Origin of the sequence: Peribacillus sp. NPDC097264 (genome assembly GCF_050277925.1) — a bacterium.
GTDB lineage: Bacteria > Bacillota > Bacilli > Bacillales > DSM-1321 > Peribacillus.
Genome location: NZ_JBNNSR010000001.1, coordinates 425,861 through 449,031, shown reverse-complemented (window position 1 = coordinate 449,031; position 23,171 = coordinate 425,861). Strand labels below are relative to the sequence as shown.

General features: G+C 42.6%; 21 protein-coding genes. 20 read left to right on the top strand and 1 reads right to left on the bottom strand.

The genetic code is table 11. The features are described 5' to 3' along the window. The first annotated feature begins 33 nt into the window (after positions 1-33). The 4 genes from ACQKL0_RS02130 to ACQKL0_RS02115 all read left to right on the top strand — a co-directional run bounded on the left by ACQKL0_RS02130 (position 34) and on the right by ACQKL0_RS02115 (position 6,997). On the top strand, positions 34-684 hold the full coding sequence (locus ACQKL0_RS02130) for a TetR/AcrR family transcriptional regulator (protein WP_402990503.1): 651 nt from the start codon (positions 34-36) through the stop codon (positions 682-684). An 11-nt stretch (positions 685-695) separates the two neighbouring features. Further along, complete coding sequence (gene icmF, locus ACQKL0_RS02125; RefSeq protein ID WP_427685944.1) at positions 696-3,962, top strand: fused isobutyryl-CoA mutase/GTPase IcmF; 3,267 nt, start codon at positions 696-698, stop codon at positions 3,960-3,962. Positions 3,963-4,408: 446 nt separating this feature from the next. Beyond that, a complete protein-coding gene (gene rpoE / locus ACQKL0_RS02120; RefSeq protein WP_427685943.1) occupies positions 4,409-4,981 on the top strand; it encodes a DNA-directed RNA polymerase subunit delta in 573 nt (190 codons plus the stop codon). A 411-nt stretch (positions 4,982-5,392) separates the two neighbouring features. Beyond that, positions 5,393-6,997 (top strand): CTP synthase, encoded by a 1,605-nt coding sequence (locus tag ACQKL0_RS02115; protein ID WP_402954908.1) that lies wholly within the window; start codon positions 5,393-5,395, stop codon positions 6,995-6,997. 56 nt (positions 6,998-7,053) lie between these two features. Here ACQKL0_RS02115 and ACQKL0_RS02110 read toward each other — a convergent pair whose 3' ends face one another. After that, positions 7,054-7,590 carry a DUF2529 domain-containing protein gene (locus tag ACQKL0_RS02110; RefSeq protein ID WP_427685941.1) on the bottom strand — a complete coding sequence of 179 codons (537 nt, stop codon included), beginning with the start codon at positions 7,588-7,590 and terminating at the stop codon, positions 7,054-7,056. Between the two features lie 278 nt (positions 7,591-7,868). On the opposite strand from ACQKL0_RS02110, the gene ACQKL0_RS02105 reads away from it, so the two are divergent. The 16 genes from ACQKL0_RS02105 to ACQKL0_RS02030 all read left to right on the top strand — a co-directional run bounded on the left by ACQKL0_RS02105 (position 7,869) and on the right by ACQKL0_RS02030 (position 22,967). Continuing rightward, positions 7,869-8,240 (top strand): response regulator, encoded by a 372-nt coding sequence (locus ACQKL0_RS02105; RefSeq protein ID WP_402870275.1) that lies wholly within the window; start codon positions 7,869-7,871, stop codon positions 8,238-8,240. Positions 8,241-8,477: 237 nt separating this feature from the next. Beyond that, positions 8,478-9,335, top strand: a complete 858-nt coding sequence (locus ACQKL0_RS02100) for a class II fructose-bisphosphate aldolase (RefSeq protein ID WP_402870278.1) — start codon at positions 8,478-8,480, stop codon at positions 9,333-9,335. Between the two features lie 147 nt (positions 9,336-9,482). Beyond that, on the top strand, positions 9,483-10,133 hold the full coding sequence (gene fsa / locus ACQKL0_RS02095) for a fructose-6-phosphate aldolase (protein ID WP_402870279.1): 651 nt from the start codon (positions 9,483-9,485) through the stop codon (positions 10,131-10,133). A gap of 217 nt (positions 10,134-10,350) precedes the next feature. Then, a complete protein-coding gene (locus ACQKL0_RS02090; protein ID WP_402870281.1) occupies positions 10,351-11,634 on the top strand; it encodes a UDP-N-acetylglucosamine 1-carboxyvinyltransferase in 1,284 nt (427 codons plus the stop codon). 97 nt (positions 11,635-11,731) lie between these two features. Further along, complete coding sequence (glpX, locus tag ACQKL0_RS02085; RefSeq protein ID WP_402870284.1) at positions 11,732-12,694, top strand: class II fructose-bisphosphatase; 963 nt, start codon at positions 11,732-11,734, stop codon at positions 12,692-12,694. Between the two features lie 314 nt (positions 12,695-13,008). After that, positions 13,009-14,298, top strand: coding sequence for a transcription termination factor Rho (gene rho, locus ACQKL0_RS02080; RefSeq protein WP_402870287.1), 1,290 nt, complete (start codon positions 13,009-13,011; stop codon positions 14,296-14,298). Positions 14,299-14,446: 148 nt separating this feature from the next. Next, positions 14,447-14,647: a 50S ribosomal protein L31 gene (gene rpmE, locus ACQKL0_RS02075; RefSeq protein WP_034315847.1), complete on the top strand. Its 201-nt coding sequence runs from the start codon at positions 14,447-14,449 to the stop codon at positions 14,645-14,647. 136 nt (positions 14,648-14,783) lie between these two features. Beyond that, on the top strand, positions 14,784-15,389 hold the full coding sequence (locus tag ACQKL0_RS02070) for a thymidine kinase (protein ID WP_402870289.1): 606 nt from the start codon (positions 14,784-14,786) through the stop codon (positions 15,387-15,389). Between the two features lie 176 nt (positions 15,390-15,565). Continuing rightward, positions 15,566-16,018: a hypothetical protein gene (locus tag ACQKL0_RS02065; protein WP_427685939.1), complete on the top strand. Its 453-nt coding sequence runs from the start codon at positions 15,566-15,568 to the stop codon at positions 16,016-16,018. Between the two features lie 160 nt (positions 16,019-16,178). Continuing rightward, positions 16,179-17,249, top strand: coding sequence for a peptide chain release factor 1 (prfA, locus tag ACQKL0_RS02060; RefSeq protein WP_402870294.1), 1,071 nt, complete (start codon positions 16,179-16,181; stop codon positions 17,247-17,249). Further along, a complete protein-coding gene (gene prmC / locus ACQKL0_RS02055) occupies positions 17,242-18,111 on the top strand; it encodes a peptide chain release factor N(5)-glutamine methyltransferase (protein ID WP_427685937.1) in 870 nt (289 codons plus the stop codon). The genes prfA and prmC overlap by 8 nt, the downstream gene beginning before the upstream one ends. A 119-nt stretch (positions 18,112-18,230) precedes the next feature. Beyond that, positions 18,231-19,010 carry a stage II sporulation protein R gene (gene spoIIR, locus ACQKL0_RS02050; RefSeq protein WP_427685935.1) on the top strand — a complete coding sequence of 260 codons (780 nt, stop codon included), beginning with the start codon at positions 18,231-18,233 and terminating at the stop codon, positions 19,008-19,010. Between the two features lie 292 nt (positions 19,011-19,302). Further along, complete coding sequence (locus ACQKL0_RS02045) at positions 19,303-20,346, top strand: L-threonylcarbamoyladenylate synthase (RefSeq protein WP_402870304.1); 1,044 nt, start codon at positions 19,303-19,305, stop codon at positions 20,344-20,346. A gap of 87 nt (positions 20,347-20,433) precedes the next feature. Continuing rightward, the gene (locus tag ACQKL0_RS02040) at positions 20,434-21,000 is read left to right on the top strand and encodes a manganese efflux pump MntP family protein (protein ID WP_402870307.1); all 567 of its coding nucleotides are present in this window, start codon (positions 20,434-20,436) and stop codon (positions 20,998-21,000) included. A 214-nt stretch (positions 21,001-21,214) separates the two neighbouring features. After that, positions 21,215-21,658 (top strand): low molecular weight protein arginine phosphatase, encoded by a 444-nt coding sequence (locus ACQKL0_RS02035; RefSeq protein ID WP_402870310.1) that lies wholly within the window; start codon positions 21,215-21,217, stop codon positions 21,656-21,658. Between the two features lie 19 nt (positions 21,659-21,677). Then, positions 21,678-22,967, top strand: coding sequence for a methyl-accepting chemotaxis protein (locus ACQKL0_RS02030; RefSeq protein ID WP_427685933.1), 1,290 nt, complete (start codon positions 21,678-21,680; stop codon positions 22,965-22,967). Positions 22,968-23,171 lie beyond the last annotated feature (204 nt).

Sequence of the window (23,171 nt, the reverse complement as noted above, 5' to 3'; positions counted from 1 at the left end):
TGAAGGGTGAGCTTTCTAAAAGGGGTTTAAGAAATGGAAAAAAGAGAAGTTCAAGCGTCTGTCAAGGATGAGAGGCTGATCGAGAAAAGGCGTAAGCAGATGATTAAAGGTGCCGTTAACCTATTTAAAGAGAAGGGGTTTCACCGGACGACAACAAGGGAGATTGCTAAAGCATCCGGTTTTAGTATCGGTACGTTATACGAGTATATCCGGACCAAGGAAGACATTTTATATCTCGTCTGTGACTTTATTTATGATGAGGTCCGGGAGAAACTTCAGAGGGAAATCGAACAGAGTGATGGGACGCTAGATAGCCTGAAACTGACGATCGCCTATTTTTATCAGGTAATGGATGAGATGCAGGATGAAGTATTGGTCATGTATCAAGAGGTGAAAGCCTTGACCAAGGATGCCTTACCATACGTTTTAAACAAGGAAATCGAAATGGTGGGCATGTTCGAAAAGGTCATCACCAATTGTGTCAAGAACGGGGAGCTTCACTTGACGAAGCAACAGATCAGCCTCGTCTCCCATAACATTTTCGTTCAGGGACAGATGTGGAGTTTTAGAAGATGGGCTTTACACAAAAGATTTACGCTTCAAGAGTATGTTGAAATCCAAACAGAATTATTGACCCATAGTGTATCGATTCAGAAACATGCTGATATCAATTCATTTCAATAAGGAGGAGTCAAATGAGTACAATTGAAGTGTATCAACCTAAAAACCATATTCGGTTCGTGACGGCTTCGAGTTTATTCGATGGCCATGATGCATCCATTAACATTATGAGAAGGATTCTTCAGGCAAGCGGGGCGGAAGTCATTCATCTAGGCCATAACCGCTCGGTCGAGGAAATCGTGAATGCAGCGATTCAAGAGGATGTCCAGGGTATCGCGATGTCATCCTACCAAGGTGGGCACGTGGAATACTTTAAATATATGTATGACTTATTGAAAGAAAAGGGAGCCGAACACATTCGAATATTCGCTGGTGGCGGCGGTGTCATCCTACCAAGGGAGATTCAGGAACTCCATGAATATGGGATTGCCCGTATCTTCTCTCCTGATGAGGGCCGAGAGTACGGGCTACAGGGAATGATCAACGTTTTGATGGCAGAATGTGACTTCTCGACAGTAAAGCCATCCTTGCAGGACCGTTTTGATGAACTGATTGCAGGAGAGACGAGTGCCGTTGCCCAATATATTACCTGTGCAGAAAATAGGCTCGACGCCGCCCAGGAATCGGCCGCAACAGTAGAAAGTCTCCTTGAACAGGTCAAGACATCGGAAAAGCAGGTGCCGGTACTCGGCATTACAGGAACGGGAGGAGCTGGGAAAAGCTCACTGACTGATGAGTTGATCCGACGTTTCCTCAATGAAATTCCGGAGAAGAATGTGGCGATCCTTTCTGTCGATCCGACAAAACAAAAAACTGGTGGGGCGTTGCTGGGTGACCGGATTCGAATGAACGCCATTTTTTCGAATCGGGTCTATATGCGAAGCTTGGCGACTCGCCATTCAAAAAGTGAGCTTTCACTAGCCATTCAAGATGCCATTTCTGTGGTCAAGGCGGCAGGCTTTGATTTAATCGTCGTAGAAACGAGTGGAATCGGCCAGGGCGATGCGGGCATTACCGAGATTTGCGATGTGTCCATGTATGTCATGACAAGTGAATTCGGAGCCCCTTCACAGCTTGAGAAAATTGACATGATCGATTATGCCGATTTGATCGTCATCAATAAATATGAGCGTAAAGGGTCTGAAGATGCTAAAAATCAGGTTCAGAAACAGTATCAAAGAAGCCACACTTTATTTGATCGAGATACTTCTGAAATGCCTGTATATGGTACCATCGCCTCGCAATTCAATGACCCAGGCACGAATGCTTTATTCGCTGTTCTTATAGAAAAGTTAAATGAAAAGGCCGGGACGAATTGGAGCACGACTTTTTCAAAAGAAGCGGATGTCTACAAGCAGAATGTCATCATTCCAACTGACCGGCGGTACTACTTACGTGAAATCAGTGAGACGGTCCGGAATTATCATAAGCAGGCCCGTGAACAAGTCAAGCTGGCAAGAAGATTGTTCCAGCTGGAAGGGGCGATTGTGGCGGTCAAGGAAAATGGGTGTGAGGAAGCTGTCGTGGAGTCACTTGAGGCATCAAAAAAAGAAACCGTTTCCAAGTTATCGGCCGAATCGAAAGCCATCCTGACTGGCTGGAACGAGTTAAAAGATAAATATTCGGCCACACAGCTTGTCACGAAAATCAGGGATAAGGAAATCGTCACAAATCTAAAGACGAAAAGTTTGTCCGGGTTAATGATCCCAAGGGTTTCCCTTCCTAAATACGAAGACTATGGGGAGATACTAGGGTGGGTCTATCGAGAAAATGTACCTGGCCATTTCCCGTATACGGCCGGAGTTTTCCCATTCAAACGCGAGGGGGAGGATCCCAAGCGCCAGTTTGCCGGCGAAGGGTCACCGGATAGAACGAACCGCCGTTTTCATTACCTATCTAAAGATGATGATGCAAAACGCCTTAGCACCGCCTTTGATTCGGTTACGTTATATGGGGAAGACCCTGATTACCGGCCGGATATTTACGGGAAGGTAGGAGAGAGTGGCGTCAACATCTGCACGTTGGATGATATGAGGAAATTGTATGCCGGTTTTGATTTATGCGCCCCATCCACCTCGGTGTCCATGACGATCAATGGCCCTGCGCCCATTATCTTGGCCATGTACATGAACACGGCAATCGAACAGCAAGTTCGCCTGAAAGAAGGGGAATTAGGCCGTTCGCTCACAAAGGAAGAATATGAACAAGTTCAGGATTATACGCTTCAAACGGTCCGTGGGACAGTTCAGGCTGATATTCTCAAAGAAGATCAAGGGCAAAATACCTGCATCTTCTCTACTGAATTTGCCTTAAGGCTGATGGGGGACATCCAAGCATATTTCATAGATAAAAAGGTCCGGAATTATTACTCGGTTTCGATTTCCGGCTATCATATCGCAGAAGCGGGAGCCAATCCTATTTCCCAATTGGCCTTCACGTTGGCGAATGGCTTTACGTATGTCGAATATTACTTAAGCCGCGGCATGGATATCAATGACTTTGCTCCAAATCTGTCATTTTTCTTTTCCAACGGCCTTGACCCGGAATACACTGTTATCGGAAGGGTCGCGAGACGAATATGGGCGACAGTCATGCGTGATAAATATGGTGCCAATGAACGCAGCCAGAAGCTAAAATACCACATCCAGACATCGGGACGTTCCCTGCATGCACAGGAAATCGACTTCAATGATATACGGACAACTCTACAGGCCTTAATGGCCCTGCAAGATAATTGCAACTCGCTTCATACCAATGCATACGACGAAGCCATCACTACGCCTACAGAAGAGTCTGTACGCCGTGCCATGGCCATTCAGATGATCATCACGAAAGAACATGGACTATCCAAGAATGAAAATCCGATGCAAGGTGCCTTCATTATTGAAGAGTTGACTGAACTAGTCGAGGAAGCCGTCTTGAGGGAGTTCGATAGCATTAATGATAGAGGCGGTGTGTTGGGCGCCATGGAAACCCAGTATCAACGAGGGAAGATTCAGGATGAATCCATGCATTATGAAATGAAAAAACATACAGGGGAACTCCCAATCATTGGGGTGAATACGTATTTAAATCCGAATCCCCCAACAGAAGAAGCTGTGAACAGCATGGAAGTTGCCCGAGCTACAAAAGAGGAAAAGGAAGGGCAAATCGCGAATCTTCGTGCATTCCAGGAAGAAAACAAGGAAAGTGTTGAGGAAGCCTTGAACCGATTAAAGGACACGGCAATGAACGGGGGAAATATTTTTGCCGAACTGATGGCGTGCGTGCAAGTCGCGAGCTTGGGTCAGATAACAAGTGCATTATATGAGGTTGGCGGACAATACAGAAGAAATATGTAAAAGGGAAGGGGTATCCTTAAGGGATGCTCCTTTTTCAGAACCAATTTTCATCATTTTTCGGAAAATGAAACATTTACCTTATAAATTCCTTGAAAAGGGGCAAAGATGATGATTCACCCCTATCTGTGATTGGTAGAATCAACTCGAAGATACTGATGTTAAAAAATAAGGATTAATTCGCACATCAATCTCAAATCTTTTTTAACGTTATTTGTGGGTGCTTTTTCCCTTATACCTTCCTTGAAATAGATTTAGTTTTTATAAGCCAGTAGGGAAAATCTGTGAAAGTATCAGATAGAACTAGCATAAACCCATTTAGATTGTTTATAATGGATAATATGTCTAGCAGGAATTGTCGTTATTTTACCGAAATACTGTTTTAGATTATTTTTTTATGTGAAAAAACATGACTAGTCGTGTTCGAATAGAGAAGGGAAGTGCGGAACTTGAGTTTGAAAAAATACTCGAAAGAGCAAATTATGGAAATGTCCTTGATAGAAATCGCATATGAAGTGTTGGTTGAAAAAAACGAACCCATTCTATTTAAAGACTTAATGAGTGAAATAGCTTCACTTCAGCATTTATCAAAAGCGGAAGTGGCAAAGAGAATTGCCCAGTTCTATACGGATTTGAATGTAGATGGCCGATTTACTTCACTTGGGGAAAACCGCTGGGGATTGAAAACTTGGTACCCGGTTGACCAAATTGAAGAAGAAGTTGTGCACGTTGTAAAAGTGAAGAAGAAAAAGAAAGCGAAGAAAGCTGCAGTGGTCGTTGAAGACTTCGATGATATTGAAGACGAAGATCTTGATTTCGAGGAAGATATTGATGACTTGGATGAAGATGATGACGATGACGACGATGATGAAATCTTAGGCAGCGCAGTTATCGACGAAGTACTTTTAGAAGACGACGTGGATGATGACGACGATTTAGAAGAGGAAATTATTGAAGATGAAGTTTTCGAAATCGACGAAGATGAAGACGAAGATGAAGAAGACGACGAAAAAGAGAAATAAATAATCGCCCCTTGACTTTTTAAGGCGAAATTTGTAGAATCATTTTTGGGCTCCTTAAAAAAGGACACAATCTTAAAATTATATCGCTCCCTTACTTTTTTGTAAGAGGAGCGTTTTTGTTTTTGATGATGGAATGTTAAAATGACATCATTTTTTTATTTTTACAATGAATACGCGTAAAGTGGTAAAAACTATAGATATCAGTAAAAAGTTCATGTTAAACACAGGGAACTTATCTAATTGGCATGCCAGGCATACCCCATCTTACCGTCCGAATTCTTGGTTACTTCTAAGAGATAAGATTGTAAGACCTGGTTTGTTCGTCTATATCTGCCGGAATAAACAAAGGCAGAAGGTTCAATGGAATCAAGAGAACGGCAGTTGATGAAAACATTCATAGGAGGATATGAGATGACTAAATATATTTTTGTAACGGGTGGAGTAGTTTCCTCTTTGGGAAAAGGGATAACAGCAGCTTCTCTAGGAAGACTTTTAAAAAATAGAGGGTTAAATGTAACGATTCAAAAATTCGACCCATATATCAACTTGGACCCAGGAACAATGAGCCCATACCAACATGGTGAAGTGTTCGTAACGGATGATGGCGCCGAAACGGATTTGGACTTAGGTCACTATGAGCGTTTTATCGATATCAATCTTGGTAAACACAGCAATGTGACAACAGGTAAAATTTATTCAACCGTTTTACGAAAAGAACGTCGCGGAGACTACTTAGGCGGAACTGTTCAAGTTATCCCTCATATTACCAATGAAATCAAAGAACGGGTTTTCCGTTCAGGAAACGAAACGAATGCGGATATCGTAATCACTGAAATCGGTGGAACAGTCGGCGATATCGAATCTCTTCCATTCCTTGAAGCCATTCGTCAAATCAAAAGTGACATTGGAATCAATAACGTCATGTATATTCACTGTACTCTTGTTCCTTACATTAAAGCTGCCGGTGAAATGAAAACAAAACCAACACAGCATAGTGTTAAGGAATTACGCAGTCTTGGTATTCAACCGAATATCATCGTAGCACGTACTGAAAGACCGATATCACAAGATATGAAGGATAAGATCGCTTTATTCTGCGATATCGATAAAGATTCAGTAATCGAGTGTCTTGATGCGGATACACTTTATTCAATCCCGCTTGCCCTTCAAGCGCAAAATATGGATCAGATTGTGTGCGACCACCTACAACTAGATTGTGGAGTGGCAGAAATGGAAGATTGGAAAGAACTTGTTAAAAAAGTTACTTCTTTGACAAAGAAAACGAAAATTGCCCTTGTCGGTAAATATGTTGAATTGCAAGATGCATACCTTTCTGTTGTCGAAGCACTTAAACATGCAGGTTACGCATTTGATGCGGACGTTGAAGTAGATTGGATCAATTCCGAAGATGTATCGAAAGAAAATGTTGCTGAATTGCTTAAAGATGCAGATGGAATCCTTGTCCCTGGTGGATTTGGAGATCGTGGTATCGAAGGGAAAATCGCAGCAATCGAATATGCACGTACAACAAAAACGCCGTTCTTCGGTATTTGCTTGGGTATGCAATTGGCATCCATCGAATTTGCACGCAATGTTCTAGGTTTGTCTGAAGCGCATTCAGCAGAAATCAATGCAGATACACCAGACCCAATCATTGACCTTCTACCAGAACAGAAAGATGTGGAAGACTTGGGTGGTACTTTACGTCTTGGTCTATATCCATGTAAGCTTATCGAAGGTACAAAAGCATATGAGGCATATAACGATGAAGTCGTATATGAACGTCACCGCCATCGCTATGAATTCAACAACCATTATCGTCAAGCCATGGAAGAGGCAGGATTCATCTTCTCTGGTACAAGCCCAGATGGCCGTTTAGTGGAAATCGTAGAATTGCAAGATCACCCTTGGTTCGTGGCATCACAATTCCATCCGGAATTCATATCACGTCCAAACCGTCCACAACCACTTTTCCGTGACTTTGTGGGTATGTCTTTGAAACATAACGAAAAATAATAAAAACAAAAAAACAGCCGTTTGGCTGTTTTTTTTGTTTTGGTCTAGAAGTCGGGTCAACCTTCGGATTCATCTTCATATTCTTGTATGATTTCCTCGACCGTGAACTTAATCCCATGATAAGCAAAAAGGGCAGCGATGAGAGTCGGGTAACCGTAACGATTTCCCGTTTCATCCGGGATTAATCCACGTTGGATGCGTAAATCAATGTGGACATCCGCAAGCTCCACCAGTGTGGTTCGTTCGGATGGAACCACGGTTGAAACGGCAACGAAAGGTATGCCTTCCTGATGAAGTCGTTCAGCAAATTTGATGGCTTCTGGATCATCTGAGTGACGACTGAATAACAGAAGCCGATCCTCGTGGGAAATCCTACTATCATCTGTGTATCTTTTAGCTTTTGGAAAAGGTTCCTCCCCCTCGAGACTTTCCGCAACAACTCCTTGCATTTCCCCGAATCCATGAATGAAAACGGACCCATCTCCGACCACGGCCTGAGCTAATAGGCGTCCGGCATCCTCCATTTCGAAAGAATCCTTTTCCATGATCTTCTTAAATACACCACTTAACTGTGTAGAAAATATCTTCAACATATTTAGGAACTCCTTTAAAAAATAGTACCCCTATTATAAAGGACTTTTTGTTCCTTTAACAGATTTCCAGTCATTCGAGTCATTATCTGTCAGAAAGGTCATCCGAAAAATTAAAATCAATTTACTCTTATAGCAGGAATTTTGTTACAATTATTGAATATGAACATAGAGACATAGAACTCCAAAGAAGTTTTGCAGCAAGCCAAATTAATTACCCATAAGGGGGATCTATTATCTGATTCATTTTCACATTACAAATAGAGAACAGAGGTGGCTAAATGTCAGGGAAAATATTAATTGTCGATGACCAGTTTGGGATTCGAATTTTATTGAACGAGGTCTTACATAAAGCAGGGTATGAAACGTTTCAAGCTGCGAATGGCATTCAGGCTTTAGAAGTTCTTAACAATGATTCACCTGATCTTGTATTGTTGGATATGAAGATACCCGGTATGGATGGAATAGAAATCTTGAAGCGGATGAAAGCGGTCGATCCCGATATTCGGGTCATCATCATGACGGCGTATGGAGAACTTGACATGATACAAGAAGCAAAGGACTTAGGGGCGATGACTCATTTTGCAAAGCCTTTTGACATCGATGATATTAGAAATGCTGTCCGTGAATATTTACCCATCCAATCTAGTTAACTAGGTTTATGGATCTTTTCTCAATAAAGAAGCGTCACGGCATCTTCTTTAAGATAGCCGTGTTTTTTTTAGTGTGAAGCTTAAGTGATATGGTCAATTTGTTGCTGTTTTTTTCATGTATTGATATGCTAAACGAGTAGAGATATTCTGTTTATTATGTGTATGATGCTTTAGTTTTCGGGAATATCTAGATAGAAACAACTTTCAACAATACATTCATTATTAGGAGGAAATCAAATGCCTTTAGTTTCCATGAAAGATATGCTGAATAAAGCTCTTGATGAAAAGTATGCAGTAGGTCAATTTAACATTAATAACCTGGAGTGGACGCAAGCTATTCTGGCTGCTTCAGAAGAAGAAAAATCGCCGGTCATTCTTGGTGTTTCTGAAGGGGCTGCCCGTCACATGGGTGGATTCAAAACAACTGTGATGATGGTTCAAGGTTTAATGGAAGATATGAAAATCACCGTACCTGTGGCCATTCATCTTGACCATGGTTCTAGCTTTGATAAGTGTAAAGAAGCTATCGAGGCTGGTTTCACTTCAGTAATGATCGATGCTTCCCATCACCCGATTGAAGAGAACATTGAAACGACTAAGAAGGTTGTGGAATTCGCTCACGCCCGCAATGTGTCCGTTGAGGCTGAAGTAGGAACAGTAGGTGGACAAGAAGATGACGTCATCGCAGATGGTGTCGTTTATGCAGATCCTAAGGAATGTGAACTTCTTGTTAAGGAAACGGATGTAGACTGCTTTGCTCCGGCATTGGGTTCTGTCCATGGTCCATATAAAGGAGAACCGAACCTTGGGTATAAGGAAATGGAAGAGGTTCGTGATCTAACTAAAAAACCGCTTGTTCTTCATGGTGGCACTGGTATTCCGACAAAAGATATCCAAAAAGCCATTTCACTGGGAACATCAAAAATAAATGTGAATACGGAAAACCAAATCGTTTTCACTAAAGCTGTTCGAGAAGTCTTAAATAGTAATGCGGATGTATATGATCCACGCAAATTCTTAGGACCTGGTCGGGAAGCAATCAAACAAACGGTCATTGGTAAAATTCGCGAATTCGGTTCCAATAACAAAGCTTAATTTTTTTAAAAGGTAATTTGTCCATCAGAGATTTTTTTGTTCTCTGATGGCGACATAGGAACAAGGCGGTATTGCCCTTCGTTCATCAAACCATTAAAATGCAGTGTACAAGCACGTAAAATTCATTTACATATGGAGGAACTTTTCATGAAATTCTTTATTGATACAGCTAATATGGAAGAAATTAAACAAGCTTACGAACTTGGTGTCTTAGGAGGGGTTACGACCAACCCATCGCTTGTAGCAAGAGAAAAAGGCGTTTCTTTTCATGACCGTCTAAAAGAGATTACAAGCCTTGTAAAGGAATCTGTCTCTGCGGAAGTTATCTCCCTTGATTTTGAAGGAATGATGGCAGAGGCAAAAGAACTAGTTGCCATTGCACCAAATATCACAATCAAAGTACCAATGACACCGGATGGCTTGAAGGCTGTTGCAGCTTTAACAAAACAAGGGGTTAAAACGAATGTTACCCTTATTTTCAGTGCCAACCAAGCGTTACTTGCTGCTAGGGCAGGAGCGACATATGTGTCTCCATTCTTAGGACGTTTAGATGATATCGGTCAAAATGGATTGGACTTAATCTCCGATATCGCAGACATCTTTACAATCCATGGCATCCAATCAGAAATCATCGCGGCTTCAATTCGCCATCCGATGCATATCACACAAGCTGCGTTAAACGGAGCTCATATCGCAACAATTCCTTATAAAGTGTTAATGCAATTATTCCACCATCCTTTAACGGATAAAGGGATCGAAGCATTCTTGAAAGACTGGAACTCTCGTACAGAAGCATAATGAATCCTACCGCTAAGTTGCAAAAGAATGCTGAGTATTGGATGAAAAAGAAAAAAATTAGAAATTTTTCTCATTTTTCTACATGACTTTTCTATTTTTGTGTAAACTAAGAAACTAGATAGTGAATGATGTCGGATTACGTAATTTTCTTGTGGTAAAATATTACTTTTATTTAAAATACAGCTTCTTGAGTGCTTAGCGTGGAAGGGAGTTCATTATGGAAAAACTTAAAATTGCCGGTGGTTATCCTCTTAAGGGGACCATTCGGGTCAGTGGTGCGAAAAACAGTGCTGTCGCTTTAATTCCTGCAACGATTTTGGCAGATTCCCCAGTCACGATAGAAGGCCTGCCGGATATCTCTGATGTACAGATGCTAAAAGAATTAATGGAGGAAATTGGCGGTACTGTTGTTTTTAACGATGGTGAAATGACTGTCGATCCCAGCAAAATGATTTCTATGCCTCTACCTAACGGAAAGGTGAAAAAATTGCGTGCCTCTTATTATTTGATGGGTGCGATGCTAGGGAAATTTAAAAAAGCTGTAATTGGACTGCCTGGAGGATGTCATTTAGGACCTCGTCCAATCGATCAGCATATTAAAGGGTTCGAAGCACTAGGAGCACAAGTGACGAATGAACAAGGCGCCATTTATTTAAGGGCGGAAGAGTTACGTGGTGCCCGTATCTATTTGGATGTAGTCAGTGTCGGGGCAACGATCAATATCATGTTGGCTGCTGTCTTGGCTAAAGGGCGGACCGTAATTGAAAATGCAGCAAAAGAGCCAGAAATTATTGATGTTGCTACCTTGTTGACCAATATGGGAGCGAAAATCAAGGGAGCCGGAACGGATATCATTCGGATTGATGGTGTGGATAGCCTTCATGGGTGCAAACATACGATTATCCCCGATCGGATAGAAGCGGGAACTTTCATGATTCTAGCTGCTGCTGTTGGTGAGGGCATATTGATCGATAATGTTATTCCCCAACATTTAGAGTCACTCACGTCCAAAATGCGGGAAATGGGCGTCGGTATCGAAGCTGGGGACGATCAAGTATTTGTGGCTCCTGGTCAGGTCCTGAAATCTGTTGATATAAAGACCTTGGTTTATCCAGGGTTCCCGACTGACTTACAGCAGCCTTTTACGTCGTTATTAACAAAAGCGAGCGGTTCAAGCATGGTGACTGACACGATTTACGGAGCACGCTTTAAGCATATAGACGAATTACGCCGCATGAATGCAAAGATTAAAGCAGAAGGCAGGACGGGTATCATTAGCGGCCCGGTCCAACTTCATGGGGCAAAGGTAAAAGCGAGCGATTTGCGTGCAGGAGCAGCTTTGGTAATTGCAGGTTTAATGGCAGAAGGAATAACGGAAGTGACGGGTCTTGAACATATAGACCGTGGATATAGTCATCTTGTAGAGAAACTTTCTGGCTTAGGTGCAACGATCTGGCGTGAAAAAATGACAGAAGAAGAAGTGGAGCAGCTGAAAAGCTGATCCCTTTCTTATTGCCTTATTGTGTTACGTTATATGCTTTAATGTGCTATACTATTATATAAATAAAACATGTTTGCACATTGAGGGGGAACGAAAAATGGAAAGAAGTTTGTCGATGGAGCTTGTCCGTGTAACGGAAGCGGCTGCTCTTGCATCTGCGCGTTGGATGGGTAGAGGAAAGAAAGAAGAAGCAGATGATGCGGCAACAACGGCGATGAGGGATGTTTTTAATAGCATACCCATGCAAGGTACGGTCGTTATCGGTGAAGGGGAAATGGACGAAGCACCCATGCTTTATATCGGTGAGAAACTTGGTACAGGCCTTGGACCACTAGTGGATGTTGCAGTCGATCCTTTAGAAGGAACGAATATCGTTGCATCAGGCGGATGGAATGCACTAGCAGTTTTGGCTGTTGCCGATCAAGGGAACTTGCTGCATGCTCCTGATATGTATATGGATAAAATTGCCGTCGGTCCTGAAGCGGTAGGTCTGATCGATATCAATGCATCCGTATTAGATAACCTTAAGGCAGTTGCCAAAGCGAAAAATAAGGATATTCAAGACGTGGTAGCTACGGTCTTGAACCGTAAACGCCATTCTAAAATCATCGAAGAACTTCGCGATGCGGGTGCCCGTATCAAGTTGATCAACGATGGAGATGTAGCCGGTGCCATTAATACGGCTTTCGATCATACAGGTGTTGATATTCTATTCGGATCTGGTGGAGCTCCTGAGGGAGTCATTTCAGCTGTAGCATTAAAATGTCTTGGAGGAGAAATCCAAGGTAAGCTTCTTCCTCAAAATGAAGAAGAAGTGAAACGCTGTGGGAAAATGGGACTTGATCTTGGTAAAGTCTTGAGAATGGAAGACCTTGTCCGTGGTGATGACGCGATTTTTGCTGCGACTGGCGTTACGGATGGTGAACTTCTTCGTGGCGTACAATTTAAGGCTCATCATGGCGAGACACAATCCGTGGTCATGCGTGCCAAATCAGGAACGGTCCGTTTCATCGATGGACGCCATATTCTGAAAATGAAGCCAAACGGCTTGATTAGATAAGACCATTTACTCTTGAATAGTTATGAGGGAAAGCGCGCGTGTTTCATGCACGCTTTCTCTTTTAAAAAATTAAGTTGAATAATTTAATTAAAAAAAGTAAAATAAAGCTTGTTCTACTAATTGATTTAATTCTGCCCTTTCACTCCAAACTTCAAGAAGCCTTCAAATAATTTTCTTCTTTACATGTAAAATGTATCATCCTTTCTACGAAAACTCTGGTCAGGTACATGGATTGTGGATTCTCTTCCATTTAACAAACCAATCCTTTTTCAGTATGGGTGAAAACGTTTAATTAATAAAAGTGTGGTGTCATGATGAATTTAACGATTTCCAATTTAGAAAACATGAAATTAAAAGATCTCTATGAGCATGCACGGGAATATAAAGTTTCTTATTACAGCAAGCTGTCGAAAAAAGAACTTATATTTGCGATCCTAAAAGCTCAAGCCGAACAAGATGGCCTTCTATTCATGGAAGGTGTTTTAGAGATTATCCCTTCAGAGGGATTTGGTTTCCTGCGTCCGATTAATTACTCTCCAAGCTCGGAGGATATCTATATTTCAGCTTCCCAAATCCGCAGGTTTGATTTGCGTAATGGTGATAAGGTATCCGGAAAGGTTAGGCCGCCGAAAGAAAACGAACGCTATTATGGATTATTACATGTAGAAGCCGTTAATGGCGACAATCCTGAGTCTGCTAAGGAACGTGTCCATTTCCCTGGGTTGACTCCGTTGTATCCAAATAGACAGATTACATTAGAAACAACGACGAAGAATTTATCAACAAGAATTATGGATGTCCTTGCTCCTGTCGGGTTTGGCCAACGTGGGTTAATCGTGGCTCCCCCTAAGGCGGGTAAAACGATGTTGATTAAAGAAATGGCCAATGCCATTACAACGAATCATCCCGAGGCGGAATTAATTGTCTTACTCATTGACGAACGCCCCGAAGAAGTAACGGATATTGAACGTTCAGTGGCTGGTGACGTCGTTAGTTCGACATTCGATGAAGTGCCGGAGAACCATATCAAAGTGGCTGAACTGGTATTGGAACGGGCAATGCGCCTAGTTGAGCATAAACGCGATGTCATCATTCTAATGGATAGTATTACTCGTTTGGCACGTGCTTATAACCTAGTGATTCCCCCAAGCGGTAGAACGTTATCGGGTGGGATTGATCCAGCTGCATTCCATCGGCCGAAACGCTTCTTTGGAGCAGCCAGGAACATCGAAGAAGGCGGTAGCTTAACGATTCTTGCTACAGCTTTGGTAGATACTGGATCACGTATGGATGATGTTATTTATGAAGAATTTAAAGGTACGGGAAATATGGAGCTTCACTTAGACCGCTCCCTTGCTGAAAGACGCATTTTCCCTGCGATTGACATTCGCCGTTCAGGTACCCGTAAAGAAGAATTATTAATTCCGAAAGACCGTTTGGATAAGCTTTGGGCCATTCGTAAAACGATGTCCGATTCCCCAGATTTTGCAGAGAAATTCCTTCGCCGTCTAAAACAGACAAAAAGCAATGAGGAATTTTTCAGTAAGTTGGACGAAGAGATGCTTGAAATGAAAAAAGGATCATCGAGTTTAAAGCGCTCTTAAACAGGTTGAAAACAAAATGTTGCACAACGAGTTTTAAATTGCTATAATGAGGTCATGTGTTTTTACAATAAATGTGAGGATGCATTTTCCTCATCTTGAAGTATATAACTCTGTTTCGAATGATTCAGGGCAGAAGGAGCTGAAAAGAATGAAAACTGGAATTCATCCAAATTATAAACTATCAAAAGTAATTTGCTCTTGCGGGAATACTTTTGAAACTGGTTCAGTTAAAGAAGAAATCAAAGTTGAGACTTGTTCAGAATGCCATCCATTCTACACTGGTCGTCAAAAATTCGCTGAAGCTGGCGGACGTGTTGATCGCTTCAACAAAAAATACGGTATTAAATAAGCCGGACTTTCAAAAAACAGGCAAGTATTCTTCTTGCCTGTTTTTTTCTTTTCTGAAAATTAATGAGATTTATATAAAACCGGGTCCAAAAAAATTATGGCCAAGGGATCGACAGGTGGAAGGAGTAGCTGTTTCCATGTATGTAATGAAACAAACAGGCTGGATCGAGGTTATTTGCGGAAGCATGTTTTCAGGTAAATCTGAGGAATTGATAAAACGGGTCAGCCGTGCTCAATTTGCAAAAGAGAGTATAGCGGTTTTTAAACCAGCTATAGATAACCGCTATGCGGAAGAGGCTGTCGTATCACACAACGGTTCCTCCGTGATGGCAAAGCCGATTGCCCATTCAACAGATATATTTAAGTATCTGGATCAGCCCTTGGATATTATTGCGATAGATGAAGTTCAATTCTTTGATCCTGAAATTATCGGGGTTGCCCAGCATCTTGCGGACAGCGGTTATCGAGTGATTATGGCTGGACTGGACCAAGATTTCAGAGGTGAACCATTCGGCCCCATGCCTACTTTATTATCACTTGCTGAATCCGTTACGAAGCTGCAAGCTGTATGTGAAGTATGTGGGTCACCTGCGAGTAGGACTCAGCGTTTGATTGATGGTTCGCCTGCTTCCTATGATGAACCCATCATTCTTGTTGGTGCATCGGAGTCATATGAGCCCCGTTGCCGTCATCATCACGAAGTTCCAGGTAAACAAGCGGTGGAAGTAAAAGAACAAATATGAATGTAAAACGATGTCCTAGGATTCCGATCCTAGGGCATTTTTTATTAGGTAAAGGGAACATATAGAAGAAAGGTCATCCCAATACATGGAAGAGAATTAAAGAAACTTTTACCTTCATTTTGGGAATGCTGAAGAGGAAGCACTCTAATAAGACATAACCTAATGGAGGTAAAAACATGAAAATCACTTTGCCTTTTTTGGCGGCTGTTTTTCTTAGTATATTGACAGCTTGCGGTCAAAATGACAATGCAATTGATAATGATTCAGAATACGGAGATCAAACTAGAAATGGTCAAGAATTTGTTGGTAATCATACGAAGAATGTCACGCATGATTGGGATAATGAAGCGGAACGCCCTTCCGATCAGCTGCTGAATACACCTCATCATACAAGTAATAATTCACCCTCAATGGGACAAGAAGTAGATAAAATCCGGGCGGTCATTAAATCGGAAACCGATTATGATACTGGGATGGTGTGGCATAATGGCAATACGATTCATGTGACCGTCCTTGCCAAAGGCAAAATAAAGACGGATCAGGAAAGAGAAAAGGAAAAGAGACGGATTGAGGATCTTATCTTACGGGCGGTTCCCCAATATAATATAGATGTGAAAGTAAAGAAATAACCACATATTTGAATCAGCTTTGACGTTGATTATTCACCTATACTATAATTAACCTTAGAAGTGAACTCGAATGGGGCACTGAATTAATTATATGTAGAAATAAAAAGATCCTTTCAACATCATGCCAAGTAGGTGTTGGATAACTTAAGAGGTGAATAACTTGTTTGATCGACTGCAAGCAGTAGAAGATAGATATGAGAGATTGAATGAACTATTGAGTGACCCTGAAATCATCAATGATACGAATAAGCTAAGGGAATATTCGAAGGAACAAGCTAGTATTCAGGAAACGGCTTCCACTTATAAGGAATACAAAGAGGTCCGGGATCAACACAAGGAAGCTAAAGCAATGCTTGAGGATAAATTGGATGCGGATATGCGCGATATGGTTAAGGAAGAAATCAGTGAACTCGAATCCACGATACAACGACTCGAGGAAAAGCTGAAGATCTTGCTGATTCCGAAAGATCCTAATGATGACAAAAACGTTATCATGGAGATACGTGGAGCGGCAGGCGGAGATGAAGCGGCGCTATTTGCAGGAAGTCTTTACCGCATGTACAGCCGTTTTGCTGAGGTGCAAGGTTGGAAGACTGAGGTCATTGAAGCGAGTCCTACCGGGCTTGGCGGTTATAAGGAAATCATTTTCATGATCAATGGGAATGGTGCTTATTCCAAGTTGAAGTTTGAAAATGGAGCCCATCGTGTTCAACGTGTCCCTGAAACGGAGTCGGGTGGACGAATTCATACATCAACGGCAACGGTCGCCGTTTTACCAGAAGCCGAAGAAGTGGAAATACAAATCCATGATAAGGATGTACGTGTAGATACTTTTGCATCCAGCGGACCTGGAGGGCAAAGTGTTAACACGACCATGTCGGCCGTACGTTTAACACATATACCAACGAATACGGTAGTGTCTTGTCAGGACGAAAAATCACAAATCAAAAATAAAGACAAAGCGATGAAAGTATTACGGGCTCGGGTATATGACAAAATCAATCGCGAAGTACAGGCAGAATATGACCAGAACCGGAAGCTTGCGGTTGGTACAGGGGACCGTTCAGAACGAATCCGCACGTATAATTTCCCGCAAAACCGTGTTACCGACCATCGGATTGGCTTAACGATTCAAAAGCTGGATCAAATCATGGAAGGAAAGCTGGATGATGTCGTGGATGCCTTGATCATGGAAGATCAATCATCAAGGCTGGAAAATGCAGATGAATAATCCGGTTGTGAAAGTATATGAAGCCCTGAAGTGGGCTTCTTCTTTTTTAATGGAGAATGGTCGCGATGCCAATGCGGGAGAGATTTTGCTGCAACATTATTTAAAACAGACGAGATCGCAACTTTTGGCCAATCTGCACACAGAACTCAGTCCAGAACAGCTTGAACAATTCAAGTCGGGAGTGGCGCAACACGTAAAAGGAGAACCGGTCCAGTATATAATCGGAAGCGAGGAGTTTTATGGCCGTACCTTCCTTGTGAATGAAGAAGTATTGATTCCCAGACCGGAAACGGAAGAATTGATATACTATACGCTTCGAAAACTTCCCGGCATTTTTAAAGGGGCCCAGAAGCTGAATATGGCAGATATCGGGACGGGTAGTGGAGCAATTGCTATAACGATGAAACTGGAGGAACCAAGACTGCACGTGACGGCTACGGATATCGCAGCACCTTCACTTGAGGTGGCGCGAAGGAATGCTGGATTACTGGATGCGGATGTGCAATTTATCCAAGGTGATTTACTTCAGCCCTTCATCCAGCAAAATAAGAAGGTGGACATCCTTTTATCGAATCCTCCATATATCCCGGATGAAGATGAAAAGACGATGTCTACGGTCGTAACGGATCATGAGCCCCATCGTGCTTTATTTGCAGGTGTCGATGGACTCGATTTTTACCGCCGGTTTATGGAACAATTGCCGCAAGTCATGCAAGTGCCTGGTTTCATCGGTTTTGAAGTGGGGGCAGGACAAGGGCAAGCTGTGGCTGGATTACTGAAAGAAACGTTTGTGCACGCGGATGTTTCCGTTGAACATGATATTAATGGGAAAGATCGGATGGTCTTTGCTATATTGAGTTGATTCGTCTCCGTTGGGGACGGATTTTTTCCTTTTGGAAAATCGTGAACCTTAAATCATATTTACTAGTTTAAGATAGCCGGGTATTGGCGAGACTAGTTTGTATGAGGGGGGCGAGAGTAATGAAAACTAAACATTTAGCCATTATTTATCTATTAATCTTAACAATAGGAACGATTATAAGTATATACATGCCGAAAGCGGAAGCGGTCGGAACCGAGGCGACCATGGTCATACCGGATGAGGCGATTCGACTTAGGATTTTAGCTAACAGCGATAAGGAAGCGGACCAATCCGTTAAACGCCTGATCCGTGACGAAGTGAATGCCGATATTACCGAGTGGGTAAAAGATCTTACCTCATTAGATGAAGCGAGAAAAGTAATTCAATCCCATTTGGGTGATATTGAGGCCACGGCCAGGGAAGTGGTAAAGGAGAATGGTTTGGAGCAGTCCGTTTCCGTGGATTTTGGACAAGCAGAGTTTCCCACAAAGCTTTATGGCCAGTATTTATACCCTGCAGGTGAGTACGAAGCGGTGATCATCACGCTTGGTGAAGGGGAAGGGGCTAACTGGTGGTGTGTGTTGTTTCCTCCATTATGCTTCCTTGATTTTTCAAACGGTACAGCAGTAAGCCAAAGTCCTATTGTAGAGGATGAAGAAAAGGAAACGGTGACGGTGGAAAAGGCAAAAGTGTCCGCGGCTGTAAAGGACACGAAAGCAAAAGCGAAGGATAAGATAGTAGAAGGGGTGAAGGAGGAGGCTAGAGAAGAGGATGAAGAAGTAGAGAATGCCGAATATACGGCCTCTGCCGATAAGGGACAACAAGTGTACGACGGAGAAGATGAGTCCGAAGTTGAAGTGAAGTCACTTTTTGCGGAAATTTTCCATGAGATTTTTTGAAATGGGGGCAACTGTCCCCAATTTTCAGGTTTAGAAAGGGAAAACCGTACATATCCACAGGCATATTAACAAAATATCGAAAAAGTCAGTCTTTAATGGCCAATATCCACAATATTATCCACAGTTTACTTGTAGTTACCCACAATTTGTGGATAACACTTGAATATTGTGTATACTTCTTTTATACTTTCAAAGTATCTTTTAAGCAAAAACCATCTAAAACGGCTGAAAAACCGTTCATATATAAGCAATTATCAAAAATAAGATAAGTAAAAAAGTGAAGGTGTTAATAATGGAAACGAAAGTCTGGTTAGTGGATAAAGATGTGGATAATTTACAAAGTTATCCCCAGATCATACAATCGGCCGAATTATTAGAGGCCAATCAGGTGGTAGCCTTTCCTACTGAAACCGTTTACGGCTTGGGAGCTAATGCAAAAAGTGATGAAGCGGTAAAAAAGGTGTTCGAAGCAAAGGGGCGACCAAGTGACAATCCATTGATTGTCCACATCGCTTCTGAGAAGCAATTAAACGAGATAGTTGAAGAGGTCCCAGAACAAGCAAGGAAACTGATGGATGAGTTTTGGCCGGGGCCATTGACTCTCATTATGAAACGAAAACCTGGAAAGTTGTCGGACATAGTGACAGCTGGCTTGGAGTCCGTTGCAATCAGGATGCCGAATCATCCGATTGCCTTGGCCCTTATTAAGGCGAGTGGCTTGCCGATAGCGGCACCGAGTGCAAATACTTCGGGGAAACCGAGCCCGACTACCGCTAAGCATGTCGAAGATGATTTGGTAGGTCGAATTGCAGGTATCGTCGATGGCGGGGCAACAGGGGTAGGCGTTGAGTCCACAGTGCTTGATTGTACCGTAGAAACCCCGGTTATATTAAGACCCGGTGGGATTACACTCGAACAAATCGAAGCGGTCATCGGTACGGTAAGGCATGATGTCGCTTTGAAAAGTAAAGATGCGGCCCCAAAAGCACCGGGAATGAAATATACACATTATGCACCGAAAGCGCCACTTTTTTTAGTGAAGGGCAATCAAGCTTTTCTTCAAAGACTTGTGGATGAAAAAAGAAAAGATGGGTTGAAAGTTGGCGTCATATGTTCTACTGAGCATCAACCTGAATATAAAGCGGATTATGTCATAGCGCCTGGATCATTGGCAGACTTGCATACGGTTGCAGCCGGGTTGTACGATACGTTAAGACAATTTGATGCCCTTGATACGGATATCATCTTTAGCGAAATGTTCCCGGAGTCCGGAATTGGCGTTGCCATCATGAACAGGCTCGTTAAAGCTGCCGGTCACCAAACTATCGAGGGATAGGTAATCACAGCTAAAACACAGGATTTTTCCTTCTATTTCTTTTCGGACATGCATAACATGTAGTAGGCACGTCCGAGGGGGGTTGGAATGAATACGGTTTCTGGGGAAATCATCACCTTATTGATCATGGCTTTTGCGTTAGGCATGGACGCCTTTTCTGTGGGATTGGGAATGGGCATGTTCAAGCTAAGGCTGAGGCAGATTTTCTTCATCGGGCTGACAGTCGGTTTTTTTCATGTATGGATGCCGTTGCTTGGAATGGGGGCGGGGCGTTTTATCTCTGATAAATTCGGAACTTTTGCTACATATGCGGGCGGCCTCTTGTTGATTTTTCTTGGCATCCAGATGTTCCTACCCGGGAAGGTGAATGAATCAGGGAGCAGAGATCAAAAACTACTTGCCCCGGTAGGAAAAGGGTTGCTCATATTTGCGCTTGGGGTGAGCCTGGATAGTTTTTCAGTGGGTTTGACTCTCGGAATCTATGGGGCGAAAACGCTCGTGACCATTTTATGCTTTGGCCTTGCCGCCACTCTTTTAACGTGGGCGGGACTTCTGCTTGGGAGAAAGATGCAGGGACTCTTGGGAGTATACAGTGAGATCCTTGGTGGAAGTATTCTATGTGCATTCGGCTTAAAGCTATTATTCTCTTTTTAGACATATTCATATCCTATCTTTTCATCATCAAACTGTTCCGAATGCCGGAGCGGTTTTTATTTTTATCAGGACTAGGTAAAAAGGTTTATAAAATCGCCTTATTTTATTCAAATTATCGATGTTTTTTATGTTATTTTAATTAAGAGTAGGCTTTTAGACGGACTATTCAAATTGGATCTATGCCTTATAATGAATAAAAAAGGAGGCGTTACATATGATCCGAGTATTGTTTGTATGCACCGGTAACACGTGCAGGAGCCCCATGGCAGAAGCAATTTTAAAAAGTAAGAACATATCGGGCATCGAAGTGAGGTCCGCAGGCGTATATGCTACACCTGGTCAGGACGCATCAGAATATGCCAAAAGAGTATTGGACGAAAATGATATGTGGAATCACCATCGCTCCACACTATTATCCCAGCAGGATTTAGACTGGGCCACACATATTTTTACGATGACGGAAGGACATAAATCGGTCATTCTGAATACATTCCCAACCATAGATCACAAAACTTTCACTTTAAAAGAATTCATTCAGGACGATAAATATGATAAAGACATACTAGATCCGTTTGGCGGTTCGGAAAACCTGTATCGGGAAACGTTCAAGGAGCTTCATGGTTTAATTGTAGAATTGGTTAAAAGGCTCAAAGAGTAAGTCTACAGGGGGAAAGAGAATGGCAGAAAGAGCACATTATAAGTTTGGTTTACGAAAGAAATTGGTTGTCTTCATTACAGTCCTTGCTTTAATCACGTATTCAACCTCGGCATTTTTCATTTTCGTTGTACACCCAATGTTTTTTGAAAATATCAGTTCGATAAGTTTTAGCATTGCTACGTTGTTACTAGGCATAATGTGGTCGGGCCTTCTCGCCTTTTTTGCAGCCGGTGTCATTACTAAACCACTACAAAGGTTAGAAAAAGTTGCTCTAAGTGCAGCACAAGGAAGCATTAACGAAGAAGTGGTCCTATCGAAGGCGGATGATGAGATACGTTCACTCGGCATGGCTTTTAACTTGATGCTGTTTAACCTCCGGGAAATGGTACAGAGCATTGAAGAGAACTTTCAAGAGACCAATAATAAAGTCATTCATATCTCCCAAGAGTCTTCGAGAGCTTCGGACCAGGCTGAGAACATCGCAAGGACCATTGAAGAAATATCCAAAGGTGCCGACAACTCGGCAGTCTCCATCATGAATACGGCTGAATCCATCGATGATGTCATCATGATTGCGCAGCAGGTTCAAAGCAAGGCGAAGGCATCGGTTGGACTGTCAAGTGAAATGGCGGAAGAACTGTTTCAGAGTAAGGAAGTCGTCAATTCTTTGGTTTCCGGTATTAAACAATTGGCTCAAGAAAACCAAGAGTCACTCAAAACGGTGAAGCGCTTGGAGGAAAATGCGAAAAAGGTAGAACAAATCATTGAACTCGTCGGTGATATCGCAGCTCAGACCAACCTTTTGGCCTTGAATGCCTCGATTGAAGCAGCCCGAGCCGGAGAACACGGTAAAGGATTTGCCGTTGTAGCGGAGGAAGTCCGTCTCTTGGCGGATGAGAGCGCGAAAGCTGTTCAGGGCATTTCAAGTCTTATCAAAAACATTCAAGTTGAAGTTCAGGCGGTCGTCAAACAAATCAGTGAGCAGGTGGTATCGGCGAATAAAGAAGCGCAAAAAGGGACCGATACAGACATAGCGATCGAAGGCATGACAAAAACGGTACATAACGTTGTCGTAGCGGTCAAGGATATTACCGAGCTTGTTGATCGTCAGATGGAAAGTGTGGAGGAAACATCCAGGCAGTCACAGGAAGTCGCTGCCATTGCTGAAGAGACATCCGCTGGTGCAGAAGAAGTCACGGCTGCAACCCATGAACAGGCTTCCGTTATGGAAAATGTAGATAAGTTGGCCATGGAACTTAAGGATCAAGCCGACAAACTTAAGCAGACCATCACCCGTTTTCATACGTAAACCGCTTCCTTGCAGGAAATCAGTCGCTGATTTCCTGCTTTTGTAGTGTGCCCGGCATGGGTGCAATCTATAGGGTGTGAGTCCCGAACCATGAAGGCAGTAGTAATGGTTAGCTTAATGCAAGGGTGTCCACGGTGACGTGGAATCTGAAGGAAGCAAGCGGCAAACCTCCGGTCTGAGGAACACGAACTTCATATAAGGCTA

What these genes read in the sequence shown, in the direction of transcription:
- ACQKL0_RS02045 (WP_402870304.1), top strand. Translation starts at nt 19,303, where the DNA reads ATGGAAACGAAAGTCTGGTTAGTGGATAAAGATGTGGATAATTTACAA.
- ACQKL0_RS02090 (WP_402870281.1), top strand. Translation starts at nt 10,351, where the DNA reads ATGGAAAAACTTAAAATTGCCGGTGGTTATCCTCTTAAGGGGACCATT.
- rpmE (WP_034315847.1), top strand. Translation starts at nt 14,447, where the DNA reads ATGAAAACTGGAATTCATCCAAATTATAAACTATCAAAAGTAATTTGC.
- ACQKL0_RS02070 (WP_402870289.1), top strand. Translation starts at nt 14,784, where the DNA reads ATGTATGTAATGAAACAAACAGGCTGGATCGAGGTTATTTGCGGAAGC.
- ACQKL0_RS02100 (WP_402870278.1), top strand. Translation starts at nt 8,478, where the DNA reads ATGCCTTTAGTTTCCATGAAAGATATGCTGAATAAAGCTCTTGATGAA.
- ACQKL0_RS02065 (WP_427685939.1), top strand. Translation starts at nt 15,566, where the DNA reads ATGAAAATCACTTTGCCTTTTTTGGCGGCTGTTTTTCTTAGTATATTG.
- spoIIR (WP_427685935.1), top strand. Translation starts at nt 18,231, where the DNA reads ATGAAAACTAAACATTTAGCCATTATTTATCTATTAATCTTAACAATA.
- fsa (WP_402870279.1), top strand. Translation starts at nt 9,483, where the DNA reads ATGAAATTCTTTATTGATACAGCTAATATGGAAGAAATTAAACAAGCT.
- prmC (WP_427685937.1), top strand. Translation starts at nt 17,242, where the DNA reads ATGAATAATCCGGTTGTGAAAGTATATGAAGCCCTGAAGTGGGCTTCT.
- ACQKL0_RS02130 (WP_402990503.1), top strand. Translation starts at nt 34, where the DNA reads ATGGAAAAAAGAGAAGTTCAAGCGTCTGTCAAGGATGAGAGGCTGATC.
- ACQKL0_RS02035 (WP_402870310.1), top strand. Translation starts at nt 21,215, where the DNA reads ATGATCCGAGTATTGTTTGTATGCACCGGTAACACGTGCAGGAGCCCC.
- ACQKL0_RS02115 (WP_402954908.1), top strand. Translation starts at nt 5,393, where the DNA reads ATGACTAAATATATTTTTGTAACGGGTGGAGTAGTTTCCTCTTTGGGA.
- ACQKL0_RS02105 (WP_402870275.1), top strand. Translation starts at nt 7,869, where the DNA reads ATGTCAGGGAAAATATTAATTGTCGATGACCAGTTTGGGATTCGAATT.
- glpX (WP_402870284.1), top strand. Translation starts at nt 11,732, where the DNA reads ATGGAAAGAAGTTTGTCGATGGAGCTTGTCCGTGTAACGGAAGCGGCT.
- ACQKL0_RS02110 (WP_427685941.1), bottom strand. Translation starts at nt 7,590, where the DNA reads ATGTTGAAGATATTTTCTACACAGTTAAGTGGTGTATTTAAGAAGATC.
- rho (WP_402870287.1), top strand. Translation starts at nt 13,009, where the DNA reads ATGAATTTAACGATTTCCAATTTAGAAAACATGAAATTAAAAGATCTC.
- ACQKL0_RS02030 (WP_427685933.1), top strand. Translation starts at nt 21,678, where the DNA reads ATGGCAGAAAGAGCACATTATAAGTTTGGTTTACGAAAGAAATTGGTT.
- icmF (WP_427685944.1), top strand. Translation starts at nt 696, where the DNA reads ATGAGTACAATTGAAGTGTATCAACCTAAAAACCATATTCGGTTCGTG.
- ACQKL0_RS02040 (WP_402870307.1), top strand. Translation starts at nt 20,434, where the DNA reads ATGAATACGGTTTCTGGGGAAATCATCACCTTATTGATCATGGCTTTT.